The following is a 13,864-nucleotide window of genomic DNA, read 5'->3' as shown; positions in this document are numbered from 1 at the left end:
AGGAAACTTAACCCAGCGTTTTGAAGGCCTTAATGCGCTGCAGGTGCGGCGAGATATTCTTGAATTTATGGCTCTGCTCTTCGTCCCAGACAATCTCGTAATAGTGGTGCAGCAGCTCGGCCGCCCGCTTGTTATCCAGCGCCTCATCCTTACGGGAAAGAATGGTCAGGCAGCGATCGCGGTTTTTCTCGCGGAAGTTCTGCACGCATTTGGTTGAAATGTCGGCGTACTCTTCCGGGCGGTCGATTTTGCCTTCCATGTTCTCCTGCGGGAACAGGTTTGGATTGAAGATCACCTGACGAATATCACACAGGAAACCAATGCGCTCGGCCCAGAATCCCCCCAGCCCCACGCCGCAGATCAGCGGACGCTCGTCGTCGCTGAGCTGGAGCATTTTGTCGACTTCTTTCAGCAGGTGCTGCATGTCATGCTTAGGGTGCCGCGTGCTGTAGCTGATAAGCCGCACGTCCGGATCGATAAACTGAAGCTGCAGAACCTTTTCATGGTTACCGGGACTGTTTGAGTCAAAACCGTGCAAATAGATAATCATCGCATCCTCACCGCATTTTCTGGCCAGGGGCCAGGTATTAAAGACCCGCCTTGTGGTCCTGCCACTGCTGATGCAACGCCTCAAGCTGCTGGCTAACCTGCTTCCAGCGCGTCGATGACATCAGCTCCTGACGGGTAAATGAACCTTTATGGTACAAACCTGTAACACGCTCTGCTTTGACCGGAGACAGGTTATCTAACACGCTCACCGCGCCATTACGATTATTGCAGACGAGGATCATATCGCAACCCGCATCCAGCGAAGCCTGACCCCGCTCGGCGTAGCTGCCCATAATCGCCGCGCCTTCCATCGACAGATCGTCGGAGAAAATCACGCCTTCAAAGCCCAGCTCGCCGCGCAATACGGTTTTTAACCAGTGCGGAGAGCCGCTTGCCGGGCGCGGATCAACCTGCGTGTAAATCACGTGGGCGGGCATAATGGCATCAAGCTTGTTTTCAGTAATCAGCGAGCGGAAAATTTGCATGTCATGTTCGCGAATGACGGCTTCGTCGCGATCGTCGCGCGGGGTTTCTTTATGGGAGTCCGCCGTGACGGCCCCGTGGCCAGGGAAGTGTTTACCTGTGGTTTTCATGCCCGCGGCGTGCATGCCGTCGATAAAGCGGGTGGCCATCGCCAGCGCTTTGTGCGGATCTTCATGATAAGAGCGCTCGCCAATAGCCGCGCTGATATGGCCCACGTCCAGCACCGGGGCGAAGCTGATATCAATGTCCATGGCGATCATTTCGCTGGCCATCAGCCAGCCTGCGTCCTGCGCCAGCTCTCCGCCCTTCTCAAGGCCATGCAGCGCTGCAAAAGATTGCGCGGCGGGCAGGTGGGTGAAACCCTCGCGGAAACGCTGCACGCGTCCGCCTTCCTGATCCACCGCCACCACGAGATGATTACGCGATGCTGCCCGGATCTGGCGAACCAGCTCGCGCAGCTGCTCAGGGTCGTGATAGTTGCGGGTAAACAGTATCAGGCCGCCCACCAGCGGGTGTTTCAGGATCTCACGCTCTTCGGCATCCAGCTCGAAGCCTGCCACATCTAACATTACCGGGCCCACATCTACCTCTCTTTATCTGTTCTTCGCCCGCAGCAGGCTCCAGGCCCCGTCTGCCAGCGCTATAAATGTTCTGTCCTGCGTTTGCTGCCAGCGGCATTCATACCACGACGCCATCAGCATAATAACCCACGGACGCCAGCGATTAACCTGTCGCCGTAACCTTTCTGGCGCAACGTTGCTCATCCTGGCGTAGCTGTTTATCAGCGTTTCGCCGTCGAGACCGCTGGCCGCAATGGTCGCCGCCAGCTCCAGCGCAATATCACCATCCCCGGCATACTCCCAGTCGATGAGCTTCATGCCGCTTTGCTGATGCACTAAATTACCGGCATGGACGTCCATATGCAGCGGAGCCAGCCGCAGCGGCTTTGGCTCGCCGCGTCGCCGCATGCGCTGCAGGCAGCGTAACCACAGCAGGCTTCGTCGCCCTGGCTCTGCATGCTGCCAGTAATGTTCCAGCAGCGGTAACAAACTGATTCGCCAGCCGAAGCGGGCCTGGCCGTGCAGATGATACAGCAAGGCGGCAAGCCGTGGCAGCGGGCCGATATCTGATTTTACCTCGCCCGCCAGCCACTCGACGATAAGCCAGCCGTCTGCATTGCAGACCGGGCGCGGACCAATGCCACGGGGAATGCGTTTTAATGCCCGATGCTGTCTGGAGAGTGAAACGCCAGGCATAGCCGCAGCGGGCTGCTGACGCGCGACATACTCTTGTCCGCCAGCCGTGAAATGCAGGCTTCCACCGCTCAGCCCCTCCAGCGCAGAAAAGCATCCGGCGGCCTCAGCCGCCGGAATACACTTTGTGATCACTGCCTGTAAGGCGGCCTTACTGCGTTTGCTGTACGGCACCGCTACCTGACCAGATGATTTCACCCGTCTGCACCAGCATCAGCTGCATTTTCACCGTAGGCGCCTGCACGCTGCCGCTCGCGCTGGTGTAGATGACATACTGCGCTCCGACGTTGCGCGCAATGCCAATTGCTTTGCTGCGTGAGCCCAGGCTGTCATGCGGGGACAAACCAAGCTGCTGCTTCGCCATAGAGAGCTGCTGATCGGAAACCAGGGTAAATTTCCCGTTGTTTGCCAGCGCGCCGCGCAGTGCTTCGGTGGCTTTACTGGTGTTCAAAGAGCCGTTGGTACGATTGTTTACGGAATCGACCAGCAGCACGCCGCCCGCCGTGACCCCATCGGCCTGCAGCATTTTACCGACCATTGGCTGCATCGCGCTGCCCCAGTCGTAGGTGCGCACCTTTGGCGTGGCGGGAATGGTTGGCTCCGGCTGGGTAATCGGACCCGGCTGCTCAGGCACTGGAGGAACGGACGGTACCGTTGGCTCCGGCTGAACCGGCTGGCTTGTGCCTGGCTTCACTTCATCCACGGGAGCGGGCTGTTCGCCTCCGCCTTTAATACAGCCGGACAGTATCATCGCTGCCGCGACCACTACCAGGTAACGATGGATTCCCTTAATCAAAATTCACCCCTTACAAAGAGAGAGATAGACGCACCTTACGCGCGTCCGGATAGCTGGCCGTAGAAATTACCGCCACGGAAGATTGCGCCGGTATCGTGACGGTACGTGCTTTTTCGAGCGGATGAATCTCCAGCCCTTTGGCGTCGTACCAGTAGAAACGATAGTGAACGACGACAGGAACAGAACGCTCATTATACAGCTCGGAACGGGATACGGTGGCGCCCTCCAGGGAAGAAATATCTGGTTTTTCAGCGCTTATGCCCGCTGCCAGCACCGCCGATTCCATTACCAGCGTCTGCTGGTCACTTACCGGAATGGCAGGCTTTGAGCTGCACCCTGCCATCAGCATAGCCGTAAGCAGTAATAAGAGCGTGTTCCGCTTCATCTGTTTTATCCCTTGTGGGTGAGCATCGGCCCCAGAGCGCGGCCGCCCAGCAGGTGCATATGGATATGATAAACTTCCTGGCCGCCGTGGCGGTTGCAGTTCATGATCAAACGATAGCCGTCTTCCGCAATCCCTTCCTGCCCGGCAATTTTAGCCGCCACCGTCAGCATGCGGCCCAGCACCAGCTCGTGCTCGCTGGTGACATGGTTGACCGTCGGGATCAGAACGTTTGGAATAATAAGGATATGTGTAGGAGCCTGAGGGGAAATATCACGGAAGGCGGTAACCAGCTCGTCCTGATAAACGATATCTGCCGGAATTTCGCGGCGAATAATTTTACTAAAAATTGTTTCTTCGGCCATGACGCTTACCTTTATACATTTGCTGTTGGTATAGCGTAAGAGTATGAGCGACTTAGTCGTGCTCTTTCAACCTTAACCCGTGATTTCTTTAACGTATCCCCTTCCCGACGCTTTCACCACCGCTCCTCTCCACCAGCCCTGACGTCAGGCGATCAAAACGATATTTCATTCGGTCATGTAACATATATTTACACCATGCATATGAATGCGTATATTTCTCATTTGCATTCCCATGCGCACCTGCGGGCGGACAGTTTTGTCCGCGGGGCACAACTTCCAACACACAGTTAAGGGCTTATGATGTCTTTCACCGTTCAGACCAGGGACGGGCAGGTTTCTCCTGCCTGCGCGCTTTCCGTGCTGGCCTCCTGTATTACTTTCGCCTTACTCTCCTCTGCCGCTAACGCCGCTGAAAAAAAAGCCGAAGAGACGATGATCGTCGAAAGCTCGGCGGCTGGCATCACCGATGCGGAAGATCGTGACTACAGCGTTAAGAGCACCACCAGCGGAACGAAAATGCTGCTGGTTCCCCGGGATATCCCACAGTCGGTCAGCATCATCAGCGAACAGCGCATGACGGATCAGAAGCTGGAGACGGTGGGCGACGTGCTGAAAAACACCACCGGTATTTCAGAGAGCGTTGCTGACTCCGACCGCAGCACCTATTACTCCCGCGGCTTCCTCATCGACAACTATATGGTCGACGGCATCCCTACCCTGTTCGAATCCCGCTGGAACCTGGGTGACGCGCTGACCGATACCGCGCTGTTCGAACGCATTGAAGTGGTGCGAGGGGCGAACGGGCTGACTACCGGCTCGGGCAACCCCTCTGCGGCTATCAATATGGTCCGCAAACACGCCGACAGCCGCGAATTCAAAACTAACGTGTCTGCGGAGTACGGCAGCTGGAACAAGCAGCGCTACGTGGCCGATCTGTCCACCCCGCTGACCGACAGCGGCAATATTCGTGGCCGTATGGTGGCAGGCTATCAGGACAACGACAGCTGGCTCGACCGCTACAACCAGAAGAAAAAGTTCTTCTATGGCGTGCTGGATGCGGATCTGACCGAAGCGACCAGCTTCTCCGTCGGCTACGACTATCAGCAAACCAACGTTAACAGCCCGACCTGGGGCGGCATCCCGCGCTGGTACACCGACGGCAGCAAAACCAATCCTGACCGCAGCGACAGCACCGCGCCGGACTGGTCGTATAACGACAAAGAGCAGAAGCGCACCTTCATGACGCTGAAGCAAAAGCTGGGCAACGACTGGCAGCTCACCGTTAACGGCACGCACACCGAAATGACGCTTGAGAGCAAGCAGATGTACCTCGACGGCCTGGTGGATAAGAACAGCGGCATGATGGTCAGCCCCTACGGTCCTTCTTATCCCTACGTCGGCGGCACGGGTTATAACACTGGTAAACGTAAGGTGGATGCGCTGGATACCTTCGCCAACGGTTCCTACGAGCTGTTTGGCCAGCAGCACGAGCTGATGATTGGCACCAGCTATACCAAACAGAAAAATACCTACTACAGCTCCTGGGAGAACGTCAGCGCCGATCAGCTTGGCAACTATTATGATTATGATGCCAACTTCCCGGAGACAAACTGGAACCCGCTGAGCCTCGCTCAGGAAGATACCGTCCATCAAAAATCTGCGTATATCGCGACCCGCATCACTCTGGCCGATCCGCTGCACGTCATCGTTGGCGCGCGCTATACCAAATATAACCTCGATACGCTGACGCAGAACCTGGAGAAGAATAACACCTCTCCCTATGCGGGCATTATTTATGATATCGACGAAAACTGGTCTACCTACGCCAGCTACACCTCCATCTTCAGCCCGCAGACCCAGCGGGATATTCAGGGTAACTACCTTTCACCTATTACCGGTAATAACTACGAAGCGGGTCTGAAGAGCGACTGGATGAACGGACGCTTTACCACGTCGCTTGCGGTCTTCCGCATCGAGCAGGATCATCTGGCGCAGTCTACCGGAGCGCTTATCCCGGGCAGCAACGGCGAAACGGCCTACCGTGAAGCCAATGGCACCGTAAGCCGGGGCGTTGAATTTGAAGTCAACGGGGCGTTGACGGATGAATGGCAGATGACGTTCGGCGCCACCCGCTATGTTGCGGAAGACTTTAACGGCGATGCGGTGAATCCAAACCTGCCGCGTACTACGGTAAAACTGTTTACCAGCTATACCCTGCCAGCGCTGCGAGAGCTGACCATGGGCGGCGGTGTTAACTGGCAAAACCACGTCTGGGCTGACGTAGCCGTGCCGGGTGGCACCTACCGTTCAGAACAGGGCAGCTTTGCGCTGGTCGACCTGTTTGCCCGCTATCAGGTTACCCAGGCCTTCTCCGTACAGGCCAATGTAGATAACCTCTTCGACAAAGAGTACGACACCAACGTAGACAGCCGTGGCCTGGTTTACGGCGCGCCTCGTAATTTCTCGGTTACCGCTAATTACGCTTTTTGAATGAGATAATGCCGGATGACGCTTCGCTTATCCGGCCTACGCGATCGGCATCTGTTGTAGGGTGGATAAGCGCCAGCGTCATCCACCAGTACATAGACGTAAAAAAGGGAGGCCACTGGCCTCCCTTAGTCTCCCCAAATCACTGCTTAGCTGTTACGGATCCACTCATCCATTTCAGTTTTCAGGTTATCGGACTTAGTCCCGAAGATTGCCTGAACGCCTGAACCAGCTACTACCACACCTGCCGCACCCAGCTTCTTCAGGCCAGCCTGGTCGACTTTAGAGACGTCGGCCACGCTAACGCGCAGACGGGTAATACAGGCGTCAAGGTTAGTGATGTTTTCTTTCCCGCCGAAGGCGCTAACCAGAGCCGGAGCCATTTCACTTGTAGAAGTGGTGGACGTCTCAGCGGTAGTGTCTTCACGACCTGGCGTTTTCAGGTCCAGCGCTTTGATCAGCACGCGGAAGATGGTGTAGTACACAGCCGCGTAGCACAGACCAACGATAGGGAACAGCCACAGCTTGCTGCTGTTACCGCTCAGCACGATGAAGTCAATCAGACCGTGTGAGAAGGAGGTCCCGTCACGCATACCCAGCAGGATACAGATCGGGAATGCCAGGCCTGCCAGCACCGCGTGGATAATGTACAGGATTGGCGCCACGAACATGAAGGAGAATTCGATTGGCTCGGTGATACCCGTCAGGAACGCAGTCAGCGCAGCGGAGATCATGATGCCGCCAACTTTCGCACGGTTCTCAGGTTTCGCCGAGTGCCAAATTGCGATAGCCGCAGCAGGCAGACCGTACATTTTGAACAGGAAGCCACCGGACAGTTTGCCCGCAGTTGGGTCGCCTGCCATATAGCGAGGGATATCGCCGTGGAAGACCTGACCTGCTGCGTTGGTGTATTCACCAATCTGCATCTGGAATGGAACGTTCCAGATATGGTGCAGGCCGAACGGTACCAGGCAGCGCTCGATGAAGCCGTAGATACCGAACGCCACTACCGGGTTCTGATATGCAGCCCACTGAGAGAAGGTCTGGATCGCGTTACCGATTGGCGGCCAGATGAAGGACAGCACCACGCCCAGGAAGATCGCAGCCAGACCGGAGATGATCGGCACGAAGCGTTTCCCGGCGAAGAAGCCCAGATACTCAGGCAGCTTGATGCGGTAGAAGCGGTTAAACATATACGCGGCAATCGCACCCGCGATGATGCCGCCCAGCACGCCGGTATCGGCGAGGTGCTTGGCGTTAATTTCTTCCGCAGGCATATGCAGAACAAGTGGCGCAACCACCGCCATGGTTTTCACCATGATGCCGTAAGCGACTACGGCCGCCAGCGCAGAAACGCCGTCGTTATTGGTGAAGCCTAATGCCACACCGATTGCGAAGATAAGCGGCATGTTGGCGAAAACTGAACCGCCCGCTTCCGCCATCACATGAGAAACCACGGCTGGTAGCCAGCTGAAGTTTGCAGAACCGACGCCCAGCAGGATACCTGCGATAGGCAGTACGGATACTGGCAACATCAGCGATTTACCCACCTTTTGCAGGTTAGCAAATGCATTCTTAAACATAATTGAGAGTGCTCCTGAGTATTTGTGCTTTTTTTACGCATTATGCGCATCGGACCGGGGGGAGAACCGGACCCTATTCAGGGCATCTAAGTGCCCTTTATTTATTACGCAGAGTAAAATAAATCAGGAAAATTTTGTTTGACGGCTATCACGTTTCTTGGTCAGCCAGTATGAAAACTTTCATTAATTTACAGTACTCATGTCTGAATATTTCAAAAACGATGTGCTACACCCCTTTTGAGGCGGAGCACTTTACTCGCTTCGATGATTAATTACGAGCTAAAAAATAAGTCAGCTAATCACGCTGAGTGCAGGCGGGAGAGCGGGATATGAAAGAGCCCGGCAAAGTTTTGCGTGGTCACCGTCGCCAGCTCTTCAACTGAAACCCCCTTCAGCACCGCCAGGTATTCTGCTACGTCACGGGTCATTGCCGGCTGATTCTCCTTGCCCCGGTGCGGGACGGGGGCCAGATAAGGCGAGTCCGTTTCAACCAGTATGCGATCCAGCGGCACAAAGCGGGCTGCCTCGCGCAGCTGGTCAGCATTACGGAAGGTCAGGATGCCGGAAAAAGAGATGTAGAATCCCATATCCAGCAGCTTACCGGCAGTTTCCCGATCCTCAGTGAAACAGTGTAGTACCCCACCGCAGTCTGTCACTTTCTCTTCCTGGAGGATCGCCAGGGTGTCGGCGCGGGCGTCACGGGTGTGCACGATGACTGGCTTGTTGAGCTCACGTCCAATGCGGATATGGTTGCGGAAAGACTCCTGCTGGCGCGGCTTAGTTTCAGGCGTATAGAAATAATCGAGGCCGGTTTCACCCATCGCCACCACGCCTGGCTCAGCGGCCAGGCGACGAAGCTCTTCAACGTCGTACTCTTTGTCCTGATTTAACGGGTGTACGCCGCATGAGTAGGCAACGTTCTCCCGCTCTCCCACCAGCTCGCGCATGCTGCGGTAGCCTTCAAGCGTGGTTGCCACGGCCAGGCAGAACTTCACGTCCCGCGCGGCGGCTTTTTCAAGAACGTCATCGACGTTTTTGTGCAGGGATTCATAATCCAGGCCATCAAGATGGCAGTGTGAGTCGACAAGAAACATACGGGCACTCTTAAAGATGTGGAGAAGGAAGGATAGCACCCGGTCGCATGAGTCGCTCCCAGGTCAGCAGCTGTTCGGTAATAAGGAGTTCACGGTTAACGCCCACCACCGTCAGCAGAGATTCACGGCAGGTAAACCAACCCTGTAAAGTTGCCTGTAATACGGCGGGCTTCGCGCTGTTAGCGAGGTTTGCGACCAGCGGCTGCATATCCGCATTGGCCAGCCACTGCCCTGCGCCCTGCTGCCACTTAAGGGCATCCAGCAGCAGCGAGCTCAGCCACTGAATACGGCGAGTCGCCTCTTCATGGTTCAGCACCGGCAGCAGCAAAAGCATGTCTTTAGACGAGCAGGCCAGCGCGAGCTTTTCGCAAAGTGCCTGACGATGCTTCCAGTGTTCCGGCTCAAGCAGCTCAAGCGCTGCGGCAGGGGCACCGGCGGCCAGGCGCAAGGCCGCGCGCAGCTGAGTGCTGTCCAGCGAGCTTTCACGGGCAAGCCAGGCAAGGGAAAAGGACTCTTCCGGCGGCGTGAGATACCAGTAAAGACAACGGCTGCGCAGCGTGGCGGGCAGGCGGGCTGGTTCGCGGCTGCCAAGGAAAAACCAGGTGTTGGCGGGCGGCTCTTCAAGCGTTTTCAGCAGGGCGTTCGCCGCAGCTTCGGTCAGCAGACCCGCATCTTTGAGCCAGACTACCTTTGCCCCGCCCTGCTGGGCATGGCCGTAAAGCTTCTCGGTTATCTCGCGGATGCTGTCGATGCCCAGGCTGCTTTTGCCTTTTTCCGGCTCGATGACGTAGCTGTCCGGATGGTTACCTGCCTGCATAAGCTGACAGCTGCGGCACTGGCCACAGCTTTTGTTGCCCTGCGGCCGCTGGCACATCAGCCAGCGGCTGAGGGCGTAAATCAGCGCCTCGTCGCCCATTCCCGGCAGGGCGTGAAGCAGCAGCGCATGATGCCCACGGCCCGACTGATACTGGCTGAGGATCTGCTCAAACGGCCCGCGCAGCCAGGGATACCATTTCATCAGGCCAGTTCCTTCGCCCAGTTAATCACCGCATTGCGCACCGCAGCGGAGACCTCGTCAAGCGTCTGCGTCGCATCGATGGTTTTAATGCGGTTGTCCGCCGCCGCAAGCTCCAGATAACGGGCGCGGGTACGGTTGAAGAAATCAATCGACTCCTGCTCGATGCGGTCCAGTTCCCCTCGGGCGCGGGCGCGCGTCAGGCCAACTTCCGGTGTCACATCGAGATAAATAGTCAGATCGGGATAGAAATCGCCTAATACCGTGTTACGCAGCGCCATCAGCAGCTGCTGGTCGATCTGGCGGCCGCCGCCCTGGTAGGCCTGAGTGGAGAGATCGTGACGATCGCCAATCACCCATGCCCCGCGCGACAGTGCAGGCTTGATGACGGTTTCCACCAGCTGCACCCTGGCCGCGTAAAACATCAGCACTTCGGCTTTGTCCGTTACAACCTCGTCGCCGATGCCTTTGTTATTGAGCGTCAGTTCGCGCAGTCTTTCCGCCAGCGGCGTACCGCCGGGCTCACGGGTAAAGACCAGATCGGTCACCCCAAGCTCTTTTAAGGTCGCGACCACCACGTTGTGCGCGTTGGTTTTCCCTGCCCCTTCGAGCCCCTCAATAACGATAAATTTACTCACCATTCTTGTCCTTTAAGGCTTTGATATAGACCTGTACCGCCTGATTGTGGCCGGCGAGATTAGTGTTAAAGGTGTGGCCGCCTTTACCGTCGGCAACGAAATAGAGATAAGGTGTTTTCGCCGGATGGGCCGCCGCCTGTAATGAGGCCGCAGAGGGAATAGCTATCGGGCCCGGCGGCATACCGCTTATCACATAGGTGTTGTAAGGGGTCGGCGTCTCCAGATCTTTGCGCGACAGCTTACCATTATAGTTCTCACCCATGCCGTAAATCACCGTCGGATCCGTTTGTAAACGCATGCCGATCCGCAGACGATTGATAAATACCGAGGCGACACGGTCGCGCTCGCTCGCCACGGCCGTCTCTTTTTCGACGATGGACGCCATGGTGACTAAATCATTCTGCGTTTTGTACGGCAGCCCGTCGGCCTTACCGTCCCACGCCTCCTGCACGGCCTTTTTCATCCGCTCATGCGCACGTTTCAACAGCGCAACGTCCGTAGTATTGGCTGTGTAGAGCCAGGTATCCGGGAAGAACCAGCCTTCAGCCCAGTCGGCGTGCTCGAGCTTAAGCGCTTCTGCGACCGTGGCATAGCTGTCATCCTTCAGGGTGTGCTTAATGTAAGGCGCTTCACGCATCTGCTTAAGCCAGTCGCTAAGGCGCATCCCTTCCACAAAGCGGATGGGGAACTGGGCTTCTTTGCCGCTGGCGAGCAGCGCAAGCATATCGCGCACCGTCATTTTCGGCGTCAGGCGGTAGGTTCCGGCTTTGAAGTTCGCCAGCTCCGGTTTTACCTTCAGCAGCCACTGGAAGACCCGCGGCCGTGTTATCAGCTTCTCTTCATAAAGCTGTTTGCCCAGCGCAAGGCGGCCAGTGCCCGCCTTGAGGGTAAAGATCGTTTCCTGCTTTATGGGCAGAGGGCTGTTTGCCAGCTGGCGGACCTTCCAGACGCCGACACCGGCGGCAACGCCCAGAATCACCAGTAACAGCAGGAAAAAACGTAGCATCTTTTTCATCGGTAATCGTTTACTCACAAAGTGGCGCTAAATAATGATAAAGCTCGCGCGAGCTGTAGCTCCATGCCTGCGCCTGTTTTACTGGTACAACCGGCATCAGGGCGTTACAGATAACAATTTCATCGGCGTCCGCAAGAGTTTCTACCCGCTCCCGCACTTCCTGCACCCGTCGGCCGGAATCCGCCAGCGTGGCAATAATATGCTGCCGCATCGTACCGTTAACCCCCGCGCGATCGACATAAGGGGTAAACACCCTTTCCCCTTTACGCCAGAATAAATTAGCCGCACAGCATTCCGTAAGCCACCCGTCACTGTCAAGGACCAGCGCCTCGTTGGCGGGCGTCTGTTCAAGATGCGTACGGATCAGGACCTGCTCAAGGCGATTCAGATGTTTTATACCTGCCAGGCTGGGGTTTACACCAAGGCAGATAGGGCTGAGCGCAAGGGTAATCCCTTGCTGCTGCCACTCAGCGTAAAAAGCTGGAAATGGCGAGACGCCAAGTATACGCGTGGGATGTTCACACTGGGCCGCGCTGTAGCCTCGCCCCCCCGCTCCACGAGTGATTATCACCTTGAGTACCGCCTGCCCCTCACGCGCGGCGAGCTGCTGCATTTCTTCTCTCAGCATCAGCCAGTCCGTAAACGAAAGCATCAGGGTCTTACAGGCAAGCTGTAAGCGACGGATATGCTGGTCGATGAACCTGACCCGGCCGTTGTTCACCGCCGCCGTGGTAAAGCAGCCGTCACCAAACTGCACCGCACGATCGTTTGCCGGGAGCGTCGTCTGCCACTGTCCATTGATTAAATACATAGCGGTTCCTCGGTGTCTGATGGCGTAAGGGTGCCAGTACGGGGAAAAAGCAGCAAGGGGGGAAGTCTGAAGCGTGGGCCGAAATGCATAAAGGGCCCGCAAGCGAGCCCTTTATGGGGACGGTTTAGATCTTTTTGAAGATCAGAGAACCGTTTGTGCCACCAAAACCGAAGGAGTTACACAGCGCGTACTCCATCCCGGACACCTGGCGAGCAACGTGTGGAACAAAGTCCAGGTCACAGCCCTCATCCGGGTTATCGAGGTTGATGGTAGGCGGAACAGCCTGATCGCGCAGCGCAAGGATGGAGTAGATGGACTCTACCGCCCCTGCGGCACCTAACAGGTGACCGGTCATCGACTTGGTTGAGCTAACCATCACGCGGCTGGCATCGGCACCAAAGATAGACTTAACGGCCTGCGTTTCAGCTTTGTCACCGGCAGGCGTTGAAGTGCCGTGCGCGTTAACATAGCCAATCTGGCCCGGAGCAATACCCGCATCACGCAGAGCATTTTCCATCGCCAGTGCTGCCCCTGCGCCGGTATCCGGCGGAGACGTCATGTGGTAGGCATCGCTGCTCATACCAAAACCGACGATTTCCGCGTAGATTTTAGCGCCGCGCTTTTTAGCATGCTCGTATTCTTCGACCATGATAACGCCTGCGCCGTCACCCAGCACGAAGCCGTCACGGTCTTTATCCCACGGGCGGCTTGCCGCTTGCGGGTTGTCGTTGCGGGTGGAGAGCGCACGCGCTGCACCAAAACCACCGACGCCCAGCGGCGTACTGGCTTTCTCTGCGCCACCGGCAAGCATCGCGTCTGCATCGCCATAGGCGATGATACGGGCAGCATGGCCGATGTTATGCACACCAGAGGTACACGCCGTGGCAATGGAAATGCTCGGACCACGCAGACCAAACATAATGGTCAGGTGACCTGCCACCATATTCACGATAGTAGAGGGTACGAAGAACGGGCTGATCTTACGTGGACCACCGTTAACCAGCGAGGTGTGGTTCTCTTCAATAAGACCCAGACCACCAATACCAGAACCGATAGCGGCACCAATACGGGTTGCATTCTCTTCCGTTACTTCAAGCCCAGAATCCAGCATGGCTTGATGGCCAGCAACAATTCCATATTGAATGAAGGCATCCATCTTGCGCTGTTCTTTGCGCGAGATAATGTCATCACAGTTAAAATCCTTTACTAAGCCAGCAAATTTCGTTGCATAGGCGCTAGTATCGAAATGGTCGATCAGGCTGATGCCACTCTGACCGGCAAGGAGAGCACTCCAGGTAGACTCTACGGTATTGCCGACAGGAGACAACATGCCCAGTCCGGTCACAACTACACGACGCTTAGACACGTTTGTCCTCCAGGGAGGGAAAAAATT

The 13,864-nt window shown here is 56.4% G+C and carries 14 protein-coding genes; 1 reads left to right on the top strand and 13 read right to left on the bottom strand.

Going from position 1 to position 13,864, the window contains the following annotated elements; genetic code table 11:
• Positions 1-7: 7 nt before the first annotated feature.
• Genes ycfP through hinT form a run of 6 tightly spaced genes read right to left on the bottom strand, consistent with a single transcriptional unit; the run spans position 8 to position 3,828 of the window.
• Positions 8-550 carry an alpha/beta hydrolase YcfP gene (gene ycfP / locus AAE045_RS10435; protein ID WP_455547652.1) on the bottom strand — a complete coding sequence of 181 codons (543 nt, stop codon included), beginning with the start codon at positions 548-550 and terminating at the stop codon, positions 8-10.
• Between the two features lie 37 nt (positions 551-587).
• Positions 588-1,613, bottom strand: coding sequence for a beta-N-acetylhexosaminidase (gene nagZ / locus AAE045_RS10430; RefSeq protein WP_455547651.1), 1,026 nt, complete (start codon positions 1,611-1,613; stop codon positions 588-590).
• Between the two features lie 12 nt (positions 1,614-1,625).
• On the bottom strand, positions 1,626-2,459 hold the full coding sequence (gene thiK / locus AAE045_RS10425) for a thiamine kinase (protein WP_455547681.1): 834 nt from the start codon (positions 2,457-2,459) through the stop codon (positions 1,626-1,628).
• On the bottom strand, positions 2,437-3,036 hold the full coding sequence (lpoB, locus tag AAE045_RS10420) for a penicillin-binding protein activator LpoB (protein WP_455547680.1): 600 nt from the start codon (positions 3,034-3,036) through the stop codon (positions 2,437-2,439). Before lpoB ends, thiK begins: the two co-directional genes overlap by 23 nt.
• 55 nt (positions 3,037-3,091) lie before the next feature.
• Positions 3,092-3,466, bottom strand: a complete 375-nt coding sequence (locus tag AAE045_RS10415; RefSeq protein ID WP_455547650.1) for a YcfL family protein — start codon at positions 3,464-3,466, stop codon at positions 3,092-3,094.
• A gap of 5 nt (positions 3,467-3,471) precedes the next feature.
• The gene (gene hinT, locus AAE045_RS10410; protein WP_455547649.1) at positions 3,472-3,828 is read right to left on the bottom strand and encodes a purine nucleoside phosphoramidase; all 357 of its coding nucleotides are present in this window, start codon (positions 3,826-3,828) and stop codon (positions 3,472-3,474) included.
• Between the two features lie 300 nt (positions 3,829-4,128).
• Here hinT and fhuE point away from each other — a divergent pair, with 300 nt between their 5' ends.
• Positions 4,129-6,318, top strand: a complete 2,190-nt coding sequence (fhuE, locus tag AAE045_RS10405) for a ferric-rhodotorulic acid/ferric-coprogen receptor FhuE (protein WP_455547648.1) — start codon at positions 4,129-4,131, stop codon at positions 6,316-6,318.
• 146 nt (positions 6,319-6,464) lie between these two features.
• Here the strand turns inward: fhuE and ptsG are convergent, their stop codons facing one another.
• The 7 genes from ptsG to fabF form a co-directional block, all read right to left on the bottom strand.
• Positions 6,465-7,898 carry a PTS glucose transporter subunit IIBC gene (ptsG, locus tag AAE045_RS10400; RefSeq protein WP_455547647.1) on the bottom strand — a complete coding sequence of 478 codons (1,434 nt, stop codon included), beginning with the start codon at positions 7,896-7,898 and terminating at the stop codon, positions 6,465-6,467.
• A gap of 299 nt (positions 7,899-8,197) precedes the next feature.
• Positions 8,198-8,992: a metal-dependent hydrolase gene (locus tag AAE045_RS10395; RefSeq protein ID WP_455547646.1), complete on the bottom strand. Its 795-nt coding sequence runs from the start codon at positions 8,990-8,992 to the stop codon at positions 8,198-8,200.
• Positions 8,993-9,002: 10 nt separating this feature from the next.
• A complete protein-coding gene (gene holB / locus AAE045_RS10390; protein ID WP_455547645.1) occupies positions 9,003-10,010 on the bottom strand; it encodes a DNA polymerase III subunit delta' in 1,008 nt (335 codons plus the stop codon).
• A complete protein-coding gene (gene tmk, locus AAE045_RS10385) occupies positions 10,010-10,648 on the bottom strand; it encodes a dTMP kinase (protein WP_455547644.1) in 639 nt (212 codons plus the stop codon). Before tmk ends, holB begins: the two co-directional genes overlap by 1 nt.
• Positions 10,638-11,660: a cell division protein YceG gene (yceG, locus tag AAE045_RS10380; RefSeq protein ID WP_455547643.1), complete on the bottom strand. Its 1,023-nt coding sequence runs from the start codon at positions 11,658-11,660 to the stop codon at positions 10,638-10,640. The genes tmk and yceG overlap by 11 nt, the downstream gene beginning before the upstream one ends.
• 10 nt (positions 11,661-11,670) lie before the next feature.
• Positions 11,671-12,471, bottom strand: a complete 801-nt coding sequence (gene pabC, locus AAE045_RS10375; RefSeq protein WP_455547642.1) for an aminodeoxychorismate lyase — start codon at positions 12,469-12,471, stop codon at positions 11,671-11,673.
• A 124-nt stretch (positions 12,472-12,595) separates the two neighbouring features.
• Positions 12,596-13,837 (bottom strand): beta-ketoacyl-ACP synthase II, encoded by a 1,242-nt coding sequence (fabF, locus tag AAE045_RS10370; RefSeq protein WP_455427766.1) that lies wholly within the window; start codon positions 13,835-13,837, stop codon positions 12,596-12,598.
• Positions 13,838-13,864 lie beyond the last annotated feature (27 nt).

Source organism: Dryocola clanedunensis, assembly GCF_038405435.1.
In the GTDB taxonomy this organism is placed as follows: Bacteria; Pseudomonadota; Gammaproteobacteria; order Enterobacterales; family Enterobacteriaceae; genus Dryocola; species Dryocola clanedunensis_A.
Note: the sequence above shows the minus strand (reverse complement) of the source record. Positions and strands in the feature narration are given on the sequence as shown.